This window comes from Proteus faecis (genome assembly GCF_030286765.1).
Lineage (GTDB): Bacteria > Pseudomonadota > Gammaproteobacteria > Enterobacterales > Enterobacteriaceae > Proteus > Proteus faecis.
Genome location: NZ_JASVWV010000004.1, coordinates 11,220 through 34,884, shown reverse-complemented (window position 1 = coordinate 34,884; position 23,665 = coordinate 11,220). Strand labels below are relative to the sequence as shown.

General features: G+C 35.3%; 19 protein-coding genes. 14 read left to right on the top strand and 5 right to left on the bottom strand.

All coding sequences use genetic code 11. The features are described from left to right. The first annotated feature begins 38 nt into the window (after positions 1–38). The 3 genes from QSH13_RS07230 (at position 39) to ahpF (ending at position 3,162) form a co-directional block, all read left to right on the top strand. Positions 39–695, top strand: a complete 657-nt coding sequence (locus tag QSH13_RS07230) for a hypothetical protein (protein ID WP_286039024.1) — start codon at positions 39–41, stop codon at positions 693–695. Positions 696–963: 268 nt separating this feature from the next. Next, positions 964–1,527, top strand: coding sequence for an alkyl hydroperoxide reductase subunit C (ahpC, locus tag QSH13_RS07225; protein WP_109397530.1), 564 nt, complete (start codon positions 964–966; stop codon positions 1,525–1,527). A gap of 69 nt (positions 1,528–1,596) precedes the next feature. Further along, the gene (gene ahpF, locus QSH13_RS07220) at positions 1,597–3,162 is read left to right on the top strand and encodes an alkyl hydroperoxide reductase subunit F (RefSeq protein WP_109406246.1); all 1,566 of its coding nucleotides are present in this window, start codon (positions 1,597–1,599) and stop codon (positions 3,160–3,162) included. Between the two features lie 118 nt (positions 3,163–3,280). Here the strand turns inward: ahpF and catA are convergent, their stop codons facing one another. After that, positions 3,281–3,922, bottom strand: a complete 642-nt coding sequence (gene catA / locus QSH13_RS07215) for a type A chloramphenicol O-acetyltransferase (protein WP_109406283.1) — start codon at positions 3,920–3,922, stop codon at positions 3,281–3,283. Positions 3,923–4,169: 247 nt separating this feature from the next. On the opposite strand from catA, the gene QSH13_RS07210 reads away from it, so the two are divergent. The 5 genes from QSH13_RS07210 (at position 4,170) to QSH13_RS07190 (ending at position 9,375) form a co-directional block, all read left to right on the top strand. Further along, positions 4,170–4,652, top strand: coding sequence for a hypothetical protein (locus QSH13_RS07210; RefSeq protein WP_286039025.1), 483 nt, complete (start codon positions 4,170–4,172; stop codon positions 4,650–4,652). A 73-nt stretch (positions 4,653–4,725) separates the two neighbouring features. Further along, entirely contained in the window at positions 4,726–5,211 is a 486-nt protein-coding gene (locus QSH13_RS07205) for a GNAT family N-acetyltransferase (protein ID WP_109397487.1), read from the top strand. Positions 5,212–5,400: 189 nt separating this feature from the next. Next, the gene (locus QSH13_RS07200) at positions 5,401–6,309 is read left to right on the top strand and encodes an AEC family transporter (RefSeq protein WP_196544897.1); all 909 of its coding nucleotides are present in this window, start codon (positions 5,401–5,403) and stop codon (positions 6,307–6,309) included. 114 nt (positions 6,310–6,423) lie between these two features. Next, positions 6,424–7,857, top strand: coding sequence for a hypothetical protein (locus QSH13_RS07195; protein WP_286039026.1), 1,434 nt, complete (start codon positions 6,424–6,426; stop codon positions 7,855–7,857). Between the two features lie 66 nt (positions 7,858–7,923). Further along, entirely contained in the window at positions 7,924–9,375 is a 1,452-nt protein-coding gene (locus QSH13_RS07190; protein WP_109397484.1) for an AMP nucleosidase, read from the top strand. A gap of 85 nt (positions 9,376–9,460) precedes the next feature. Here the strand turns inward: QSH13_RS07190 and QSH13_RS07185 are convergent, their stop codons facing one another. Next, entirely contained in the window at positions 9,461–10,453 is a 993-nt protein-coding gene (locus QSH13_RS07185) for a tyrosine-type recombinase/integrase (RefSeq protein ID WP_109397483.1), read from the bottom strand. Between the two features lie 340 nt (positions 10,454–10,793). Further along, a complete protein-coding gene (locus tag QSH13_RS07180) occupies positions 10,794–11,828 on the bottom strand; it encodes an isoaspartyl peptidase/L-asparaginase family protein (RefSeq protein ID WP_249718891.1) in 1,035 nt (344 codons plus the stop codon). 853 nt (positions 11,829–12,681) lie between these two features. Here QSH13_RS07180 and QSH13_RS07175 point away from each other — a divergent pair. From QSH13_RS07175 to QSH13_RS07150, 6 genes are all read left to right on the top strand, one after another. Next, positions 12,682–13,755, top strand: a complete 1,074-nt coding sequence (locus tag QSH13_RS07175) for an HlyD family secretion protein (RefSeq protein ID WP_109397481.1) — start codon at positions 12,682–12,684, stop codon at positions 13,753–13,755. Then, positions 13,752–16,520: a ribosome-associated ATPase/putative transporter RbbA gene (gene rbbA, locus QSH13_RS07170; protein WP_286039027.1), complete on the top strand. Its 2,769-nt coding sequence runs from the start codon at positions 13,752–13,754 to the stop codon at positions 16,518–16,520. The genes QSH13_RS07175 and rbbA overlap by 4 nt, the downstream gene beginning before the upstream one ends. Beyond that, the gene (locus tag QSH13_RS07165) at positions 16,521–17,648 is read left to right on the top strand and encodes an ABC transporter permease (protein ID WP_109397479.1); all 1,128 of its coding nucleotides are present in this window, start codon (positions 16,521–16,523) and stop codon (positions 17,646–17,648) included. A gap of 348 nt (positions 17,649–17,996) precedes the next feature. Then, positions 17,997–18,245, top strand: a complete 249-nt coding sequence (locus tag QSH13_RS07160; protein WP_196544507.1) for a hypothetical protein — start codon at positions 17,997–17,999, stop codon at positions 18,243–18,245. A 301-nt stretch (positions 18,246–18,546) separates the two neighbouring features. Further along, complete coding sequence (locus tag QSH13_RS07155) at positions 18,547–19,851, top strand: insecticidal delta-endotoxin Cry8Ea1 family protein (RefSeq protein WP_286039028.1); 1,305 nt, start codon at positions 18,547–18,549, stop codon at positions 19,849–19,851. Between the two features lie 11 nt (positions 19,852–19,862). Further along, positions 19,863–20,165: a hypothetical protein gene (locus tag QSH13_RS07150; RefSeq protein ID WP_109397476.1), complete on the top strand. Its 303-nt coding sequence runs from the start codon at positions 19,863–19,865 to the stop codon at positions 20,163–20,165. 113 nt (positions 20,166–20,278) lie between these two features. Here QSH13_RS07150 and kdpE read toward each other — a convergent pair whose 3' ends face one another. After that, positions 20,279–20,962: a two-component system response regulator KdpE gene (kdpE, locus tag QSH13_RS07145; protein WP_109397475.1), complete on the bottom strand. Its 684-nt coding sequence runs from the start codon at positions 20,960–20,962 to the stop codon at positions 20,279–20,281. After that, positions 20,959–23,664: a two-component system sensor histidine kinase KdpD gene (gene kdpD, locus QSH13_RS07140; protein WP_286039029.1), complete on the bottom strand. Its 2,706-nt coding sequence runs from the start codon at positions 23,662–23,664 to the stop codon at positions 20,959–20,961. The genes kdpE and kdpD overlap by 4 nt, the downstream gene beginning before the upstream one ends. Position 23,665: the final 1 nt, after the last annotated feature.

The following is a 23,665-nucleotide window of genomic DNA, read 5'->3' as shown; positions in this document are numbered from 1 at the left end:
GTATTAAGTGTAGATGATATTTATCAGGAAACAATTCAATGCCTTTCTATATACAAAGCGGTAAATTAAATATCGACAAGACCTATAAGTATAAGAAAAATAGAACAAAAACACTATTAATAAGTTTATCTTTAATTCCTTCATTTGGTTTTACACATGATCTTTCTCAATTACCACAAAAGGAGCGCGTAGCTTACTTTACGCAAGCTCAGCAAGCAGGGATCACCGGTGTAGCAATAAAAACAAAACCTGTTCTAGCAAGACCCGCGAAAGAAGGTGAGATCATCACAACTATAATTAAAGGTGAAGGGATTGAAACAATTTCAGAACCAGCAAAAATAGGAGATTGGGTAGTACAAAATATTTGTCCAGAAACAGGTAATGAGGAGATATTGGTACGAAAAACCAAATTTGCTCAACGCTACAACACCGCAGAGAAAAGTGAAATTAATTTAGCGTCTTATCCTCGTGATTATCAGCCTTTTACTCCAAAGGGTATCGAAATGAATTACTTTATTGTACCGGATTCTACACCTCCATTTGTAATGAAGGCACCTTGGGGAGAATTGCAACGTTTTCAATCGGGCGATGCTGTTGTGCAATCCACAATAGATAGTCAAGATGTTTATCGTATTCAAAAGGCGGCATTTGAATGTACTTATACTGTTCTTAAACCTGCCAAATTAGCACAATAGTATTTTATTTATCTATAATAGAGTTAATATTTATTTATAATTCATTATGTTATAATTTTACTGTTACTGAGGCTAGGGATATTAAACAGAGAGAAGGTAGGTGTACTTTACTTGTTGTGCCTTGCTTTAATAGCTACATATCATTAACCTACCTCTATCAATTTCTTCAACTCATTAGGTAAAACCTATTGAACTGATAGCAGGAATGTATTAGCTATTCTAAAATGGAATAGGTACATTAGTCCCATACCAAACAGGAGGAAATACAATGTCTTTAATTAATACCCCAATCAAACCATTCAAAAACATGGCATTTAAAGACGGTCAATTCGTAGAAGTGACTGAAAAGGACGTCGAAGGCAAATGGAGCGTTTTCTTCTTTTACCCTGCAGACTTCACTTTTGTGTGCCCAACAGAATTAGGTGACTTAGCTGATCATTATGCTGAGTTCCAAAAACTGGGTGTAGAAATTTATTCAGTTTCTACTGACACACATTTTACCCATAAAGCATGGCATAGCAGCTCAGAAACTATCGGTAAAATCAAATATGGCATGATTGGCGATCCAACTGGCGCATTAACTCGTAACTTCGAAAACATGCGTGAGAACGAAGGTCTTGCAGACCGCGGTACTTTCGTTGTTGACCCACAAGGTATCATCCAAGCAATTGAAATTACTGCTGAAGGTATTGGCCGTGATGCATCAGACCTGCTGCGTAAAGTTAAAGCAGCTCAGTATGTAGCTAGCCACCCAGGCGAAGTTTGCCCAGCAAAATGGAAAGAAGGTGATGCAACTTTAGCTCCATCACTGGATTTAGTTGGCAAAATCTAAATAAGAATTAGGCCACTAAAAAGTTATTTATCGGGTGTTTCGGCACCCGATTTTATTGAGGGTGCAAAAATGTTAGATAATAATTTAAAAGCTCAATTGAAAGCTTATTTAGAACGATTAACCCAGCCAGTTGAGCTAGTAGCAACATTAGACGATAGTAAACATTCTGCTGATATCCAAGCGTTATTAAAAGAAATCGAACCATTATCTGATAAAGTCACTTACCGTGAAGATAATAACGCCGATGTACGTAAACCATCTTTTCTTATTACCAACCCAGGGAAAGAAACGGGTGTTCGTTTTGCTGGTTCGCCATTAGGTCATGAATTTACTTCATTAGTTTTAGCATTACTACAAACTGGTGGGCATCCATCAAAAGAAGCGCAAGAATTACTTGAACAAATTCGTCAGTTAGACGGTGAGTTTCATTTCGAAACCTATTATTCGCTCTCTTGTCATAACTGCCCTGATGTTGTTCAGGCATTAAACTTAATGGCGATTTTAAATCCGAAGATCACACATACTGCGATTGACGGAGGCATGTTCCAAAATGAAATTCAGGAACGTAACATCATGGGCGTTCCTGCTGTATTCTTAAATGGTAACGAGTTTGGTCAGGGTCGTATGACCTTAGCTGAAATCGTCAACAAAGTAGACAGCAATGCAGAAAAACGTACTGCAGAATTGTTAAACCAAAAAGATGCATTTGATGTTTTAATTGTGGGAAGTGGTCCTGCTGGTGCGTCAGCAGCTGTTTATTCAGCTCGTAAAGGTTTGAATACTGGCCTTATTGGTGAACGTTTTGGTGGCCAAGTTCTTGATACTGTTGATATTGAAAACTATATCTCAGTACCAAAAACTGAAGGTGCAAAACTTGCTGGTGCATTAAAAGCCCACGTTGATGATTACCAAGTAGATGTGATCGATAGTCAAACTGTTAGTCGCTTAATTCCAGGTGCATCAGAAGGGGAATTACACCAAATTGAAACCGCATCAGGCGCGATTTTAAAAACCCGTAGCTTAATTATTGCAACGGGTGCTCGCTGGAGAAATATGAATGTTCCCGGTGAAAATGAATACCGTACTCGTGGTGTAACTTATTGCCCACACTGTGATGGCCCACTGTTTAAAGGCAAAAGAGTTGCTGTTATTGGTGGTGGTAACTCAGGTGTTGAAGCGGCAATTGACTTAGCGGGCTTGGTTGAACACGTAACAGTATTAGAATTCGCTCCAGAAATGAGAGCAGATGCGGTATTACAGAAAAAATTACGTAGCTTAAGTAATGTAGAAGTTATCTTAAATGCACAAACTACAGAAGTATATGGTGATGGCACTAAGTTAACTGGTCTAAAATATAAAGATCGTACCGATGATTCTATGCATGATATTGCATTAGCAGGTATTTTCGTTCAAATCGGTTTATTACCTAATACTCAGTGGTTAGAAGGTACTGTTGAGCGTAATAAGATGGGCGAAATTGTTGTTGATGCCCGCGGTGAAACAAATATCAAAGGTGTATTTGCTGCGGGTGACTGTACAACAGTACCTTATAAGCAAATCATCATTGCTGCAGGTGAAGGTGCAAAAGCCTCACTTAGCGCCTTTGATTATTTGATTCGTACCAGTGCAAAATAAGTAAATCAGAATTAAAAATTAGCTATTAGTATTATTACTAATATTGTTTGTAAAAAAGCATCTCTATTGAGATGCTTTTTCTATTTCACACTTTTTACTTATCGAAGATCTCTATTCTTTAGCCTAAAAATTCATCACATAACTCTTGGAGTTTATTGATCATTCTAGCTATATGGAAACCATCACATGTAGCATGGTGCACTTGAATGGATATTGGTAATAAAAACTTGCCACTCTGATGGGTGTATTTTCCCATAGTAAAAATAGGAGGAAAATAATCTTTTACATTAGCTACATTTAGATTAAATCCATCAAAGCTTACCCATGGGATCATCGAAATGCAGAAATGATTTTCGGGGAAATTAGATTTTGCGGATAGACTCAGATTATCTTGATATTCTTGATAATCTTGATTGTATCCTTGTGAAAAAGAAGGCCAATCCTCAAAGTACTCACTCCATAACTCAGAGAAAGTCTCCGTTTTAGGATGAAAAATAGTGTATGCCGGATTGATGTAATCCCAAATAACTAATTCATTATCCTTGATCGCCATTCTAGACTCAGGATAGCTATTAACTGTTTTGGCAATTAAATAGATCATTACCGGATAAAACTTAAAATTATTTTTATCTAATACTGTTTTTAAGACAGTAATATCTATTTTAGTGGTTAAACTAAAGCCACACTGTAAGTTGTGTCGATAATGTAAGAAATGTTCTTTTCTATTCCATTGTTCTAAATCGACTTTTTTATAATTCATATTTAAAGCCCTTCTTGTTAAGTAATAAATTGATTTTTAACGAAGAAGGGCAAAACGGGTTGTCTGAATAGATAGCATCGTAACTCCTTATGTATTTTATATTTTAGTTAAATAAAAAAGTATTGAGAGAGAATTATCACATTAACTATCAAAAATTGAAGGTATTTTTGTGCTTTCATTAGATGATGACATAAGTGTATTATGATAAAAACTATAAAGTTACTATTTAAAAATGAAGGGATTTATTATGCAAGCTAAACTTGCTTATCAATGGAAACAACAACGGCGTGGGAGACTTTCTTTTTTAGGCCTAGAAATTGCTTGGACAATTTTATTTTCTATTGCAGAAAACTTAGCATATCGATGGTATATATCACTTTATCCTGATAAAGTAGAATTAATCACTGAAAATAATTTTTACTACTTATTTTCTTTCACACCATATGGCTTAATAGAAATAGTATTTTTAATAATACAAATCTACATATTTACACTTATTTTATCTCAACGAATAAGAGATATAGGTATAAGCTATCCTGTTATTATTTCACTTGTTTTAACAGTTAGTCCTATTTTATTAACACCATATTTATTATTTAATGCACCATTTATGTTAATGGTATTACTTTCTATTTTATTAATAGCAGGGTTGATCGCCTTGATTGCACCATCAGCCTATAAAGTTGACATCAATGAAGACTCAAAAGAGAAAGAAAATAATAATAGATAAATGGTTAAACAGTATTATTAGAATAAATTACTTTACTAATTTAAAGCTATTGAACCCAATAAATAAGATGGAAATGAGTATGATTCAACTTAGACTCGCTGAACCACAGGAAGCTAAAAGATTGTGGTATTTACGCAATCAAGCACTGCGATTTGGTTGTAAGAATGTTTATCCATCTGAGATTTTAGCTGCTTGGACCCCTGATGAAATGCCTGAAGGATATCGGCAGGCTATTATTGGTAATCCATTTTATGTGATTGATTACCAAGAATACAATATTCCTGTTGCTTCGGGTTTTTTAGATGTTAAAACCGGTTTTGCTGAAGCTATTTTCACATTACCTGAATACATGGGAAAGGGATTTGCAGGACTCATTTTAAAACAATTGAAATATGAAGCAATTAAGAGAGGGCAATCCAAGTTATTTTTAGATGCAACACCTAATGCAGTATCATTTTATTTAAAGCAAGACTTTAAAGTATTAGAAGAACGTGATTATTATTCTGATTTAGCGAAAGCAAATTTACATTGTTACCGCATGTGCATTGATTTAGATTAGTCGTCTATATTTTAACCATCTTGAAAAGATGTTTTGTGATAGGCTAATAATAAAAAAGCTATACTTAAAATGCGGTATAAATTTATTTTTATCATTTTTTGAATTAGCTTTTATATTAATAACATAAAATAGCAATCCGCATGATGTTGCGATATTGTAAAGTATCATGATATCTCTAGGATAAATACTATGCAAAATGTGTTATTAACGTTATGGCCGTTATTTGCGTTAATTGCGCTCGGTGCAATTTTAAGAAAAAATAAAACGTTTGAACCAGCATTTTGGGTAGGAGCTGAAAAGCTTAACTATTTTTTACTTTTTCCTGCCTTATTGATCAATAGTTTAGCAAATGCTCCTTTATCTGATCCTCAATTACCTCATCTTGCAGGAGCTATTTTTTCTGTAGTCATTATTGTTACTATTTTGTGTATTATTTTGAAAAAAATAACAGGCTGGTCTGCTGGCCGCTTTGGTGCGATCGTTCAAGGCAATATTCGATTTAACACTTATTTAGGTTTAGCTATTGTCGCTGATTTATTTGGTGTTGAAGGTCTAGGAATAGCCGCATTGATATTAGCAACATTGGTTCCTCTATCAAATGTCACTTCAGTACTTTGTTTAACCGCTGGGCAAAATGTGACATTGCGTCAACTAGCATTGCCTATCATAAAAAACCCTTTAATTATCTCTTGTATTCTTGGGATCATAATAAATCTATCAGGAATTGGTCTTCCTTTTGGTAGTGATCAATTTCTTAAGTTGCTATCAGCAACCAGTTTACCTTTGGGGCTTATTTGTATAGGTGCTGCATTACATCTTTCGACGCTAAAAGCCGAGAGCAAAATGATTAGTATTAATACTGTTACTCGTTTACTTATTGTACCGATAGTAGCATATAGCGTTGCTTATTTTTTAGCTTTATCTCCGTTAGTCATGATGCTTTTGGTTATTTTCTTTTCGATACCAACGGCACCCACGTCTTATATTCTAACCAGACAATTAGGTGGGGACTCTGAACTCATGGCAGGGATTATTACATCTCAAACGATATTTGCAGTAATAACATTGCCTATAATATTGAGTATATTAGCAATTTAAATTTTTATTTAATAGAATTAAATTTCTTAATTTAAAGGTGTTTTTTTTATATCTATTTTTTTAGTTCAAAATTATCCTTTTTATAAACTAAAGAAAAAGGGATACAGGATAAATATGAAAGTAAATGTAGGTGGTGTGGAGATTACAAATAAAAAAATAGAAAAAATAAAAAAAACTGATGAAGTATCTGCAGCATTAACGATATGGGAAAAAATACAAAAATTCTTCCATATCGGTAATATTGAAGAAAAAGAAAAAATATTATCTTTAATTAAAGATGTTTTTATTAATAAAGAACCAAATTTATATCAAAGAATAGAAAGTTTTAAGGCTATGAAAGAATTATCAAAAAATAATAATTCAAGTGATGATTTTAAAATAGAAGTAGTAGATGATTTACTGTGCTTATCTATTGGTAAAGTGGATGTTAAATATGAATTTACTAAAGAAGAAGATATAATAGAAATAGAAAAAATAAAAAAAATACAAGAAAACCTTATTGAGATAAAGTTACCTAAAACTAGCGAGTTAGATAATGAGGTATTTAAATACTTAATATTAGAACTCATTAATAAAGAAAACACTAATTCTTTTGACGAAAAAGGAATGATAAATATAGATAACATTGATAAAGAGAAGACAAAAGCCAATGTAATGAAATCCATTATTAATGAAATGAAAAGAAAAATAAATGCTGAAGTTATCGATGAATCTATTTTCTATAGTGAAAATATAAAATATCTTGAAAAAAAGACTGATAGGTTAAAGGTTAATACCAATGAGTTTATACCAAATTTAAATAATTTAATTAAAAATGTAACGCTTGGAGAAATTACTAATACACTTCATAAAGATTTATTAAGAATGGATTATCATCTATTGGGTAAAGAGTTAATTGACAAAAATATAATTAAATCAAAGATAAAAGCTTTTTCTGAAAGTAATGAAGATGAAGAGACTAAAGAAAATGAAATTGAACGTCTAAAGTTAAACTTGATGAATAAAGGTTTAAATAAAATAGAAGAAATGTTTAAAAATGTAGATGAAAAGATTATCATTTATAATTTAATATCTCAAGGTGTATTCAATATAGTAAAAGATTCTTTTCATGGTATAGATCCTTTATTTTTATTGGGTTTTTCTCCGATTGATGGAAAATCTACAATAATGATTGATAAAGATAAAGATGAAAACCTAGTAATTACTGTATCTAATAAAAAAACATTAAACGAAAAAGACGAGTTAGGTAAAAAAAATGCTGATTCTTTTTTTTCTAAATATATAAATCAAGGTCTAACATTTTATACCAAAAGTAAAATTAATTTATTGCATTTTTTATGTGATAATGCACTCAATAAGCCGTCTAATTCAGCAGAGGTTTTTAATATATTGGATGAAAATGATGTTTATCAGGAACTTGATCCCTCTAAGAGCATACCTCTTTTAGAAGAAAATATACAATTAGTTTTTACCTATAATGTTAAAAATCAAAATATCAGCGTAGATCCACAGAAAAGTTATTATGAATATTCCTATCTAAATATTTAGCACTATGGCATAGAGAAGCTTCTTGCTATTATGGTTATAAACCAATAATAAATAAGAGGCTCTTTTATGTCACAACCTCATAATCCAGAAATTCAAAAAATTATTAATGAATTAAAACAACAATATCAAAATGCTGTAGATGCATTACGCAATGCAATTATTGATTATGCCCAAGATGGAAAATTACCAGATATAAAACAAAGAGCGGAAGGAATATTTGCTTACCCCCAATTAACTGTACATTGGTATGGTGAAGTTAAAACAGAAGATAAAACACGAGCTTATGGTCGATTATCAAAATCAGGTAATTATTCTACCACGATTACTAATCCGGCTTTATTTGAAAATTACCTGTCAGAACAACTACAACTTATTGCTGATGCTTACCATGCCACTTTTGAAGTCAGCGCTTCAAAGCAAGAAATTCCTTATCCTTTTGTGATTGATGGAACAGGTATTGGTTTTGATAGAAAAATGAGTGCCTCTTTAGCAAAATATTTTCCAACAACTGATTTATCTAAAATCGGTGATGAAATTACCGACGGTTTAATTTGTGATAGGGAAATGTTGCCACTTTCTCATTTTGATGCATTACGTACTGATTTCTCGTTAGCGCGTTTAAAACATTATACAGGTACATTACCTGAAGACGTACAACCCTATATTTTATATACGAATTATAATCGTTATGTTGATGAATTTGTTCGTTGGGCTTGCGATCAAGTTGCGGATAAAAATAGCCCATATTGTGCACTTTCCTGTGCTGGGTTTCAGCGAATTACAGCCGAAACTGTTGATCCTGAAAAGTTAATATCTGATTTAACTTGGAAGAAATACCAAATGCCAGCCTATCATCTAATAGCTAAAGAAGGTCCCGGAATAACATTAGTTAATATTGGTGTTGGCCCTTCAAATGCTAAGACAATTTGTGATCACCTGGCTGTTTTACGTCCTCATGTTTGGTTAATGATTGGTCATTGTGGTGGATTACGTGAAAGCCAACAACTTGGTGATTACGTTTTGGCTCATGCTTATTTACGTGATGATCATATTTTAGATGATGTTTTACCTCCTGATATTCCTATTCCAAATATTGCTGAAGTACAACGTGCACTTTATGATGCGACGAAAATGATCAGCGGTAAACCAGGGCATGAAATAAAACAGAGATTAAGAACAGGAACTGTTGTTACAACGGATGATCGCAACTGGGAATTACGTTTTTCGGTTTCTGCAAGAAGATTTAACTTAAGTCGCGCCGTTGCTGTTGATATGGAAAGTGCCACAATTGCTGCACAAGGTTATCGTTTTCGCGTTCCTTATGGCACTTTATTGTGTGTATCAGATAAACCATTGCATGGTGAAATTAAATTACCGGGTCAGGCTAATCATTTTTATGAAGGGGCGGTATCCGAACATCTGCAAATTGGTATTCAAGCCATTGAATTACTTAAACAAGAAGAGAGTAATTTACACTCTCGTAAATTAAGAACATTTAATGAGCCACCGTTCAGATAAACTGTAACAAAATAGTATTTAAAAAATAAGCTTAATTTAAATACCCATTTTAATTTATTAAATGGGTATTATTTCAGAATAAAAACTAAAAACGTAAATGCCTAGCTGCTTTTCTTAGTCGATCATCTCCGCGTCTATCATAACGCTGAGTTGTCATAATGCTGGCATGCCCCATGGCATCTTTTACGGTGACGATATCCTCACCATTATCAAGCATTGCAGAAGCAAATGTTCTTCTTAAATCATGAGGAGCAAATTTATCAATACCACTTTCTTGTTGGCGTATTTCTAAAATATAGTAAATGGCTTGGTCTGTTATTCGCTCATCAGTAACATCATCGAACCGACGAATTCGAGTAAAAAGGGCACCATTTTGAGTTCCTCTTATTTCATCAATCCATAATTGAACACGATCCCAAGTATCATCTGGCATATAAGACATGCGCTCTTTATTACCTTTACCTCTAACAAGAAAAGCTTGATCACGAAACTGAATATGCTCGTAATTTAGAGCCACAATTTCTGAACGACGTAATCCACAACCTAATAGCACGCTTAATATTGCGGCGTCTCTTAAACCTTTCGATGAATTGTCTTTTTCACAACTTCTAAATAATGCACGGATTTCGTTGCTAGTTAGTGCACGGCCTTTAGGTAATCGACTTCCTCTTACAGATTTAACTTGGCGGATATGCTGATAACTTTCAGTATCCATTTGTTTCATTGCCCAAGCTTCTAAAGCGACACCTTTTAATGCAGCGAGATAAGTATTGATAGTGGCGGGGGCTTTATTAGCATCGGACAACATATCAATAATGGCTTGAATATGATGACGACGAAGTGCTCCCCATTGGCAATTTTTAAGAGAAGAAAACCCGATCATCTTAGCAACAATAGTGAGAAACGATCCCATTGTTTGACGACTACGTTTTGAACCTAAACTCATTAAATAGGCCATTGCTGGATTGGTATGAGCAGGCGAGGTGAATGTTGTATTCAAATCCAATAATGCTTGTTTTTCCGGCAAAACTAGCGATGTTTCAGGTGTTAAGTCCTGATCGTCATGGTGAAATTCCACTGCTATTTCCTTATTAAATCAACATAACCATGATGAATATTCTAACAGATCCAAAAAAGAAAAAAGCTACTTTTTCAAAGGATCATTTTAATAAGTAGAGATGATCTTGTTTGTTTTATCATCAATAAGGTTGCTATGTGAGCTTTTCTAGTGTGAATAATAGTCAAATTGGATTGAGAAAAAAATAGGGTAAATGGCGTTAAGAAAAAGAGTGGGGAATAAGAAGGGATAAAAGGCGTTTAGATCGTTTTCGCACCCAAATATTTTCACCTTTTATCGATTTAAAAATAATGAAGATAACAGTAAAAATTGGGTGCGAAATAATCAATGGTTAGTTAAATTACTCTTTATAAATTGCGACAACAGGTTTTCCATCATTACCAATTGTGCCACGATACATACCTTCAGAATTAAAACTCATTGTGTAGTTACCTGTTTTATCTAATACGATAACACCACCACTACCATTGATCGCTTTAACTTCATCAAGTGCATTTTGAGCAGCTTCTTCTAAAGGTAAATTTTTATATTTAACTTGGGCTGCAATATTGAAGGCAGTTAATGTTCTGATAAACATTTCACCAGATCCTGTTGCCGATACAGCAACAGTTTCATTATCAGCATAATTACCCGCCCCAATAATAGGGGAATCACCAACTCGGCCATAACGCTTGTTTGTCATTCCTCCCGTAGAAGTTCCCGCTGCTAAGTTGCCATGTTGGTCAAGAGCAACAGCACCAACGGTGCCATATTTATAATCGTACATCATAGGATCAACAAAAAGAGCAGCCGTTTTACCATCATGATCTAAAACGACTTGTTCTTTTTCTATTGCTTTTTGAAGCTGTTGCCAACGATGTTCAGTTCTAAAATAGGACGGATCAACAATAGTAAGCCCTTGTTCTTTAGCAAAAAGATCAGCACCAGTAGAAACCATCATAACATGTGGGCTTTTTTCCATCACCGCTATGGCGGCATTTATTGGATTTTTAACTGTAGTTACACCTGCAACAGCGCCAGCTTTACGGGTTTTACCATCCATAATAGAAGCATCAAGTTCATTACGACCATCATGGGTAAAAACGGCACCTTTCCCCGCATTAAATAATGGTGAATCTTCCATGATATTAATCGATTTTTGAACTGCTTCTATACTGGTTCCTCCACTATTTAGAACAGCATATCCAGCATTTAATGCTTCAGTTAGTTTTTCTTTATATTCTTTTTCTTGTTCTGGCGTGATGGTGTCTTTAGTGATTGTCCCGGCACCACCATGAATTACAAGGCGAATAGGAGGAGCGTTATTTGCAAAAACAGAGGTAGTAAACAGGGTGCAAAGTGTCATTGTGGCGAGTTTATACTTAATATTATTCATATATAACCCTTCTTTTTTAATTAAAATTAACGCGGTATTATCATATGGATTTTACGATCTTGATCTTAAACTCTAATTAATTACATCTACGTACTTTGATAACTAACTGCAATAATCACTATATAAAAAGTTTAAGACATAAGTGGTCTGAACACTTAATTTTCTTTTTAATTTATCGATATTTATTGTGTTATAGTCTGCTTTTTTTTATCAATTTTAAAATGAAAATCAATACGTTGTGTTCTTTTTGTATTTCTTGGTTTAATGAAGGGAATAAATATAAAATGTAGTTAATAATATTTTTTAAAAAACAAAATAATATTGTTGTTTTTACTTTTTGTTTTTATTTAATATAATTAAATTTAAAAAAATAAAATTCACTCAATTATATAATAAATAAAATTATAATAATGTTAAATAGGGAAATAAATCTATTTTGTGTTGAAATGTTTATAAAAAAACTAAGTAATCTTTAATATTGATTTATCGTTGATAACGTTTTGTTATTGTTTCATTTGTATTTTAATGTAACTAAATTTAGTTTTCTATATACAATTTGTGTGTTTCCTCGAATAATCAAAAATAGATGATGGATTCTGTGATAAAAGTACTACATTAATTTGAGTTAAAGCTCTATTATAATAACATAACATTTATAATTCATAAGGTTAGCATTTAATATTTTATTTTTTTATAGTGAGTTCGTTAGCTTTATCAACACAAATGAACTATTTTTAAATAGATATAAAATAAAAAATTAATACGTCTCATTATTTAACTATTTTCTTACATACAGTGGATAAACATATTTTTTGGTGTTCTTTTATGGCTAAAGGAAGGTTAAATAATTTATATGAAAAATCAAAACAAGAGTCGTTTTTTTGTTTATAGCATCATTATTGTCGCGGTTGTTGCCGCGGGAATTTTTTGGTGGAAATCTCAAGCGCCAACACTTCCTTCAGGATTTGCTCAAAGTAATGGGAGAATAGAAGCAACAGAAATTGATATTTCAACGAAGAGTCCAGGAAGAATAGACACTATTTTAGTTCAAGAAGGTGATTTTGTTAAAGCGGGTGAAGTGTTAGCAAACATGGATACTCGAACACTTAAAGAACAACTTCATGAAGTGCAAGCTCAATTAAACCAAGCAAAAAGCAGTGTGGTTACTGCACAATCTGCATTATCACAACGTAAAAGTGAACAACTTGCAGCCCAAGCTGTTGTTCGTCAACGTATTGCTGAGCTTGATGCAGCACAAAAAAGACTCAATCGTTCTCGTGCATTAGTAAAAACAAATGCTATTTCTATTCAACAATTAGATGATGATATTGCAAGAACAGAAGGAGCAAGAGCTGCGGTTGAAGCGGCTAAAGCTCAAGAAACCGCCACCATTGCAGCAATAGAATCGGCTAAAGCGGGGATCATTCAAGCTAAGACAAAAGTAGATGCAGCAACGGCAACCGAAAGACGCATTTTGGCCGAATTAGATGACAGTATTTTAAAGGCACCGCGTAATGGTCGAGTTCAATACCGTGTCGCAGAGCCCGGTGAAGTTTTAGGTGCTGGCGGTCGTGTGTTAAATATGGTTGATCTTAGTGATGTTTATATGACTTTCTTTTTGCCAACAGAAGCTGCTGGTAAAGCGGCTTTAGGAAGTGACGTTCATATTATTTTAGATGCAGCCCCTCATATTGTTATTCCTGCAAAAACAACCTACGTTGCTAGTGTCGCTCAATTTACCCCGAAAACTGTTGAAACTGATAATGAACGATTAAAACTTATGTTCCGTGTAAGAGCTCGTATTGCGCCTGAATTACTTGAAAAACACCTTGAATATGTAAAAACAGGTTTACCTGGTCGTGCTTATATTCGCTTAGATAATAGCCAATCATGGCCAACTGATTTAGAGGTGAAATTACCGCAATGAGTCAAACAATGAGAACGCAAAACCATTCTCATATCATTGAATTGACTCATGTATCCCAACATTATGGCGATACCAAAGCGCTTGATGATGTGACATTGGTTATTCCTGCTGGAAAAATGGTCGGATTAATTGGCCCAGATGGTGTAGGGAAATCGAGCTTGATCTCGCTTATTTCTGGTGCGAGAGAAATCCAAACTGGACAAGTCATTGTGTTAAACGGCGATATGAGTGATGTTGAACACCGAAGAGCCGTCTGTCCTCGTATTGCTTATATGCCTCAAGGATTAGGTAAAAACCTTTATCACACGCTTTCTGTTTTTGAAAATGTTGATTTCTTTGGCCGTTTATTTGGTCAATTAAAGCAAGAGCGGGCAGAACGCATAAATGACTTACTTGAAAGTACGGGTTTAGCCCCATTCCGTGATAGACCTGCGGGTAAACTCTCTGGGGGAATGAAACAAAAATTGGGTTTATGTTGTGCGCTTATTCATGATCCAGAATTACTTATTCTTGATGAACCGACTACTGGCGTTGACCCATTATCGCGAGCACAATTTTGGGAATTAATTAATCGTATACGTAAGCGCCAAAAAAATATGAGCGTGTTAGTTGCGACCGCTTATATGGAAGAAGCTGAGCGTTTTGATTGGTTGGTTGCAATGGATGCAGGAAAAATATTAGCAACAGGTCACGCTGATGAATTAAAAGCCCAAACTCATACTGATGAACTAGAAGCTGCCTTTATCGAATTATTGCCAGAAGAAAAAAAGAAAGATCACCAAAAAGTGATTATCCCACCAAGAGATAAAAGTGACGATGATACCATTGCGATTGAAGCGCAAGATTTAACTATGCGTTTTGGGCAATTTGTTGCAGTAGACCATGTAAGCTTTCGTATTCCTAAAGGAGAAATTTTTGGATTTTTAGGATCGAATGGTTGTGGTAAATCAACCACAATGAAAATGCTGACAGGTTTACTTGAAGCGAGCGAAGGGCGAGCTTGGTTATTTGGTCAAGAAGTTGATCCTAAAGATATTGAAACTCGTCGCCGTGTTGGCTATATGTCTCAAGCATTTTCACTTTATAGTGAATTGACTGTACGGCAGAATCTTGAATTACACGCCAAGCTTTTTCATATTCCAGAAGAAGAAATTCCCCAACGTGTTAAGGAAATGAGTGAGCGTTTTAATTTAACTGATGTTGAAGAAATGATGCCTGATGGATTGCCATTAGGTATTCGTCAGCGTTTGTCACTCGCAGTTGCTGTTATCCATAAACCTGAAATGTTGATATTGGATGAACCGACTTCAGGGGTTGATCCCATTGCGCGAGATATGTTCTGGAATTTGATGGTTGACCTATCTAGACGTGACGGTGTCACTATTTTTATCTCAACTCACTTTATGAATGAAGCGGCACGTTGTGACCGAATGTCACTCATGCATGCGGGTAAAGTATTAGTCACAGATACGCCGGCAAATTTAGTTAAAAATAGCCAATTTGATACACTTGAAGAAGTCTTTATTGATTACCTTAAAAAGGCATCGGGTGAACAAGAAGCTCCTGAACTTAATGAAAAAAGCCTACAACTTCCTGCATCTAGTGATGAAAGTGCGGAAAAAGCATTAAAACAAAGATTCAGTTTACGGCGTTTATTTAGTTATAGTATTCGTGAAGGCATGGAGTTACGCCGAGATCCGGTACGTCTTACTTTAGCACTATTAGGTACAGTGATCCTGATGTTTATTATGGGGTACGGTATTAGTTTAGATGTTGAAAATTTACGCTTTGGTATTATGGATCGAGATAAAACAGGGTTAAGTCAGGCATATAGTCAAAATCTTTCAGGCTCTCGATATTTTATTGAAAAGGCGCCTATCACCGATTATGAGCAACTGGAAAAGCGACTGCGTAGTGGTGATATTACGGTTGCGATTGAAATCCCACCTAATTTTGCGCGGGATGTTGCCAAAGGTCACACTGTGAAAATAGGTGTTTGGATTGATGGTGCAATGCCTAATCGGGCTGAAACTGTTCGTGGTTATATTCAGGCAATGCATTTAACATGGATGCTTAATATGGCTATGCGCCAACCAACTAGTGTGGTTGATAAATTGTCACCCATTAATATAGAAACCCGCTATCGCTATAACCCTGATGTAAAAAGTTTACCGGCTATTGTACCTGCAGTTATTCCTCTTTTATTAATGATGATCCCCGCAATGTTAAGTGCATTGAGTGTGGTGCGTGAAAAAGAGCTTGGCTCGATTATCAATCTTTATGTTACACCTGTCACTAAAGCAGAGTTTTTGTTAGGTAAGCAATTTCCTTATATCTTACTGGGCATGTTTAACTTCTTTATGCTCTGTGCGCTTTCTGTCTTTGTGTTTGGCGTAAGTTTTAAAGGGAGTATGTTAACGCTCTCTTTAGGAGCATTACTTTATATCACTATTGCCACAGGAATGGGATTACTTATTTCTTGCTTTATGAAAAGTCAGATTGCCGCTATTTTTGGTACTTCAATTATTACCTTAATTCCAGCAACACAATTCTCAGGAATGATTGATCCTGTTTCGTCACTGGAAGGTATAGGTAAATGGATAGGGCATATTTATCCTACGTCTCACTTTTTAACCATCTCCAGAGGGACATTTTCTAAGGGATTAAACCTTTTTGATTTACCTTGGTCTTTTATTCCTTTGCTTATCACTATCCCAATTGTTATTGGGTTGAGTGTCTTTTTTTTGAAAAAGCAGGAGGCTTAAATGTGGCGCACAATTCAAAATGTGTTTAATTTAGGCGTAAAAGAACTGCGCAGTCTCTCTCGTGATAAAGCGATGCTGGCATTAATTGTATTTGCTTTTACTGTGTCAATTTACTCATCTGCAACTGTTACACCCGGTTCGTTACATCATGCGCCGATTGCCGTTGCTGATCAGGATAAATCTCAGTTATCCGCACGTATTGTAAATAGTTTTTATATGCCTTACTTCTTACCTCCTGCCGATATTACACCTGAGCAAATTGATGGTTTGTTAGATAGAGGCGCTTATACCTTTGCACTAGATATCCCGCCTAATTTTCAGCGTGATCTCTTAGCGGGTCGAAAACCGGAAATACAAGTTAATATTGATGCAACGAGAATGAGCCAAGCCTTCTTAGGTAATAGCTATATTCAAAATATTGTAATGGGTGAAGCAAAAACCTTTTTAGCGAAAAATAGAAGCAACGATCCACTGCCTGTTGATTTGGAAGTTAGGATGAGTTTTAACCCGAATCTGACACAATCTTGGTTTGGTTCAGTTATGGCAATTATCAATAATATCACCATGTTATCGATAGTATTAACAGGAGCAGCATTAATAAGAGAACGAGAGCATGGCACTATAGAGCACTTACTGGTTATGCCAGTTACTCCCTTTGAAATAATGCTTTCTAAGATATGGTCAATGGGATTGGTTGTATTATTGGCATCAGCCATGTCGCTGGTATTAGTCGTGAAATCTTTACTTCATGTCCCTATCGAAGGCTCTGTTCTACTGTTTATGTGTGGTGTTGCTTTAAGTTTATTTGCAACAACCTCGATAGGTATTTTTTTAGGAACAATGGCTCGTTCAATGCCTCAATTTGGTTTATTGATGATTATGGTATTGTTGCCATTAAATATGTTATCAGGAGGGATGACATCACGAGAAAGTATGCCTCAGTTTGTACAGGATGTAATGCAAACAATGCCAACCACACACTTTGTTAGCTTAGCTCAGGCTATTTTATATCGTGGTGCTGACTTCTCAATTGTGTGGCCTCAATTCATTATCTTAATTGTTATTGGTTCGGTGTTTTTTTCATTAGCTTTATTACGTTTTAGAAAAACCATTTCGGCTATGGCCTAATAAATTTAAATATTAATCGATAAATTAACCTATTTTCTTCTATTATTAAATATAGAAGGGAATAGGTTTTTTATTAATTTAATTATCTAATGTTGGTGTTTTTACTTAACGATGAGATTTCAATAAATAATATTCAAGAAGGTACATAATTTATTTAAATTAAGACGTTAAATAAAATTTATTAATAAAGGATTTTATCCATTACTTTAATGACATAATTTATATATTTTTATTGATTGAGTTAAATTTATTTTTAATAAGGCTGGTTTAATGAGAACAATTAAAATATTAAAAAAAGTAATAAGAGAAAGGAAATTTAATAAAGAAGAAAAAATTGCATAGGATATAATGGATGTTAAACCAATTAGAGATAAATTATTTGTTATTTTGGCATCAACGTTTTTAGAGAATAATACTGGTTTAACAATAGATAGAAGTAAACAGCATTTTGTTTTTTATTCTGATGGTGTTTTATCAAATAATAGACATACAGTCGGATATACACGCTTAGAATCACAACCTAATGGTGATGTAATAACTGAAGATCAATTTGTGATACTTAAAGAGAACAGTAGAATGATGGTGGTTTTTGGTTAACCAACAGCGCCCCTGATGACAATTTAATGCTAAGAGACTGCCTGAACAAAGCATAGACTATTTTTAGAAAAAGTCACTGAAATATAAGAAAATTATAGAAATAACTTGCGAAACCTTGCCTTGCGTTGAATTTATTACATTTCCCTTTGAAAAGTCATATACATCCGTACTATAAAAGATAAGATTTTCTTATTGGTTTTTAATTAATTAGTTTCTGGCAAGGGTGGAAACTAATAGAGAGAAAACATATTAAGTTACTCATTCTGTTTTTTTATCATTGCTATAATTTAAGAGGTTAAATATGTCATCTACACTTAAGCTTAATGATGGTTTATCCGATATCGGTGCGATAATACATTATGGTATCAGTCAGATTCCAGTTGTCGGAGGTGTACTAAGCACCATTTTTGGCCTTTTATGGCCAACAGATAAGGAAGATATATGGAGTACGATTAAACAGGAAGTTCAAAGCCTTATAAATGAAGATATTCAAGAGGACGACTGGGATCGCCTTGTGGCCGCAGTAAGCGAGCTTCAGGATAAAGTATCATTTATCAATGACCAGTTAATTAATGCCCAGTATGATACGGCTGGCCCTGAACTGATGACAGTGGTTGTAGATATAGTTGGAATTGAAGAAAACTTCAAAATAAAAGGGACTAATTTCAAATATGCATTTGCTCCACTTTTTGTCGCCGTTATGAATTTAAAAATTGCCTTATATCTTGAAGGGATTAAATACTCTAATGAATTAGGATTAATTCAAGATCAAGTTAATCAATTAAAGTCATTGCTTCAATCTGATGTTCAATGCTCCAAGAGTTATTTATCTCCAATAAATTCGTCAATAGGCAGTACTTATCTTAACAACATACAGACCTACTTTAGTGTGAAGTTATATTATGGAACAAGTGTGTCTTTATTTAATGAGCTATGGTCAGAGGATTATGAAGACTATAATGCGCCAGCCCCGCTGGAAAATTACTACGTTCCAGCCATGGCAGCAGGATCTTTCTATAAGCTTATAAGCCTAGACGGGCAAAATTACTCAGTGCCTATGGCATTTGCTGAAGTAGCTGATAACTCAATGATGCCTTCTACAAACATCCTGGGATCTTTATATCAGGAGCCAACATCTTATCCAGATGGCTATATTAATTTTATCGATGTTTATACAGACCTGTCCGTGTCACATCGAACTACTGGGTTAATGTTTACCTGTAGTGGGTCTGATGAACAATATGAAATGGGTATGACGCCAAATAACAATGATTCATTCAATGTTGGACAAAACACCATGAGTATTAATGTTGATGGTGGTGAGTTTATTAATCAGGTGTCCGTGAGATCGGAGTCTTTTGTTTCACAAATTGAGTTCACCACTAATCTTAATAATACAATGGTAGCAGGTCAGCATCCTGATGATGACTCTATGCAAGAAGTCACTTTAGTCAGCCCATTTTCAATTAACTCCATGTATGTGGTCTCTGATGCTGCAGGATATATTCAATCATCTGGCCATCAAATGTGTGGGTTAGCGATTTCAGCAATATATAATAATGAACTTGCGATGCAATATGTCAGCAGCCTATATAAAAACAGTTAAGGAGGTGCATTATGTCGACTAATTATGTTATTCAACCTTTGGAAACAGTTACAGTATGGGACGATGCTGAGCCTATCATTCCAACAGTTTCTAAAAGTGTAATTGTTACTAATAATGGTGAAACGAAATTAGAAGTTGTGAATTACTGGGCACCACCATCACATGTTTTTTATCCCGATACCACATATTGGGTTGAACCTAATGACACGATTATTGTTCAAGCACCCGAACGATCATTTTACTACTACAGAGTTAATGTAACTAACTCGGATGATACCAAGGTGGGTGCGGCTATCGTTGAAATTTTAGATTAGCATTTACTTGATGGTCAGGTGAGTTCTTACGCAGGTTAGGCATGTATATATTGTATAAATAAGAAAACGGATTAATTAATAGATTAACCTTATTTCTTCTCCAATAGCCTTAGTTAAGGCATAAATCGATAGCCGATCCCCGTTTCTGTCATTAAATGCACCGGACATGCGGGATCGGTTTCTAGTTTTTGGCGTAAATGCCCCATATAAATACGCAAATAGTGACTATGTTCAACGAAATTAGGTCCCCAAACGTGTTGCATTAAATGCCGTTGAGTAAGTACTTTACCACTGTTATTAACCAATTCACTTAGCAAACGAAATTCTGTCGGCGTTAAATGAACGGGCTCATTTTGACGAGTAACAAGACGATTAACCCAATCAATCGTAATATCACCAAAAGTAAATTGTGTACTTTGTGTTTCTTGTTTAACAAAACGGCGTAGTGATGCTCTGATTCTGGCGAGTAGTTCACTAATACCAAAAGGTTTCGTCAGATAATCATCCGCTCCTGCATCAAGTGCTTTCACTTTATCTTGCTCTGAATCTCGCGCTGATAGTACGATAACGGGTGTACTACTCCATTGGCGAAAATCCTGAATAAAACAGAGGCCATCTTTATCAGGCAAACCCAGATCAAGAATAACTAAATCAGGTTTTCTTGATGCAGCTTCAATTAGTCCTCGTTGACATTCATTGGCTTCATAAACACGAAATCCTTCGTTCTCTAAAGCGAGTCGAACAAAGCGTAAGATCTCTTTTTCATCTTCAATAATTAAAATGTTATATGGAGTCACTGTTTTATTTCAATCTCATCAATATCAGGGAGTGATTTTAAAGGTAGAACAAAGTGGAAACTTGCTCCACCTTTTTTATTGTTTTCAGCCCAAATTTCACCTTCATGTAAGTGAATAATGGCGCTACATATTGCTAAACCTAATCCAACACCAGGAATTGCGGATTCTTTTACTGCACGTGAAAATTTATTAAAAATAAGTTGTAGTTGGTCAGTAGGGATCCCATGGCCTTCATCCCATACTTCAACATGAATCTTAGCAGCTTCAATATAGGCTTTTACTCCGAGCTTTGTGTTTGATGTCGTATATTTCACTGCGTTTTCAAGTAAGTTCGTGATAACTCGTTCAATTAAATTACCATCGCAATAAAGCAATAAATCAGCAGAAATATCAATTTGTAATGGATGTTTATCAAGTAAATAAGAGAGAGAACGAATGGCACTTCCTGTTATTTCTTGTAGCGAATTCCATTGTAAATTCACTTGAATGCCACCGGATTGAATACGTGCCATATCAAGTAAATTATTGACTAATCTTGAGGTTGTAAGGATCTGCTGTCGAATTTGGTTGACTTGCTCTGTATGGGATGAACCTTCAGCACTTAAATCGAGAAGCAAAATCTCTGATTGTCCAAAAAGCACAGTAAGCGGTGTTTTTAAGTCATGAGAAAGTGCGGCTAATAATGCATTTCTTAATTGTTCTCGTTCGATATTAATTCGAGATTGTTCTGCAATTTCAGCCTGTTGTAATCGCTCAAGCGCATTAGCAATCAAACCGTTGAAAGTTTGCAATAATTGCTGTTGTTCAGGGATAAGTAGTTGGCGAAGATTATTTGGTTCAATCGCTAAAATAGCTAAAACTTGTTGAGAGGCGGTAATTGGATGTAATTGGTAAGGCACACTTGGTAGAGTATCTGTGCCTGCACCTGCAATTTGGTCTTTATCACAACACCAGCGTGCAATGGCATTATCAATAGGTAAATGCTCCATACCTTGCGCATGAAAAGGAGTTAATTCACCTTGTTTGTTGGGGAGTAACAAGCAAACTTTGGCATCGAATGCACTTGATAAAAAATGGTAACTGGTACGAACAACATCTTGTAGCGTTACCGCTCGACCCAGTTCTCTTGTCATTTCAAATAAGTGGCGAGTACGCTGTTCTCGATAACGTGCAACACGAGTTTGATAACGCATACCCGCAGTTAAATTACCAACCACTAATCCGACAATAAGCATCACAGTAAAAGTGATCAAATACTGCATGTCGAGTACAGCCAGCGAAAAGTGAGGTTGTACAAAAAATAAGTCAAAACTAATAACGTTGATTAATGCCGCAAAAATAGAAGGGCGACGGCCAAAAAAGAGGGCAATTAATACAACACCCAACAAATAGAGTGTCACTAAATTAGCTTTATCAAGTGCTAGTAGAAATGTGCGAGAAAATAAAGTGATTGCTAAACATAATCCAATCGCAGTGAGATAGCCTCTTATTTCTTGTCGCCATTTCTCATTATTTTGCAGTGGCGTTGCTTTGGTTTTATAACGTATGTCCTCATCATTGAGGGCAACACTGATAACATGGAGATCAGGTGCATAGCGTGCTAATTTTTCTGCAAAACGCATCCGTATCCAGCGTTTTAACCATTGCCATTTCTGGTAAGCACGTTGACCAATAATCACTTTTCCAAGATTATGCTCTCTGGCGTAACGGATCACGGCCTTTTCAGCTTGGTTATCAGAAAGGATCGCGGTTCTTGCACCTAGATGTTGTGCTAATTTTAAAGAGTGTAAAATAGCTCTGCGTTTATGCTCTCCAATTTGATGAAGCTTAGGTGTTTCAACATAAATAGCATGCCATTGGCAGCCAAAAGCAGCAGCATAACGCGCTGCTGTGCGAACTAATTTGTCGTTACCGCCATGAGCACCAAGACATACCATTAAACTATCTGTAGTGTGCCAAACCGGTGCCGTTCCTTGACTATCTCGAAACTCTTTGACTTGTGTATCAACTCTATCTGCCATACGGCGTAAAGCTAATTCTCGTAACGCGATTAAATTACCTTTACGAAAAAAGTGTTCAATAGCTCGTTCTGCTTGTCCGGCTAGATAGACTTTGCCTTCATGTAAACGTTGTTGTAGATCATCAGGTGGTAAATCCACCATAACCACTTCATCGGCACTATCAAAAATATAATCAGGGATCGTCTCTTGGACACGAATTCCTGTAATACTTCCCACGATATCGTTAAGGCTTTCGATGTGTTGTACATTTATTGTGGCAAGTACATCAATACCTGCATCCAACAATTCTTCCACATCTTGCCAACGCTTAGGGTGCCGACATTTATGAGGATTACTAAATGCCAGCTCATCCATTAAGATCACCGCCGGATGTCTAGCTAATGCGGCATCTAAATCAAACGCTACAAGCTTTCTACCATGGTGATGAATACGTTGTGGTGGCAATAAAGGTAACCCACGAAGTAACGCGGCCGTTTCTTGCCTTTGGTGCGTTTCAACAACACCAGCAAGCACATCAATACCTTGCTGGTGGAGACGTTGAGCTTCTTGCAACATGGCGTAAGTTTTCCCAACCCCCGCACAAGCACCAAAAAATATTTTTAGTCGTCCACGAGTTGTTGTTCGCGTTGAAGCAAGTAAATCATCGGGTGAAGGACGTTGCCATTGCTGATCGAGTTCCATT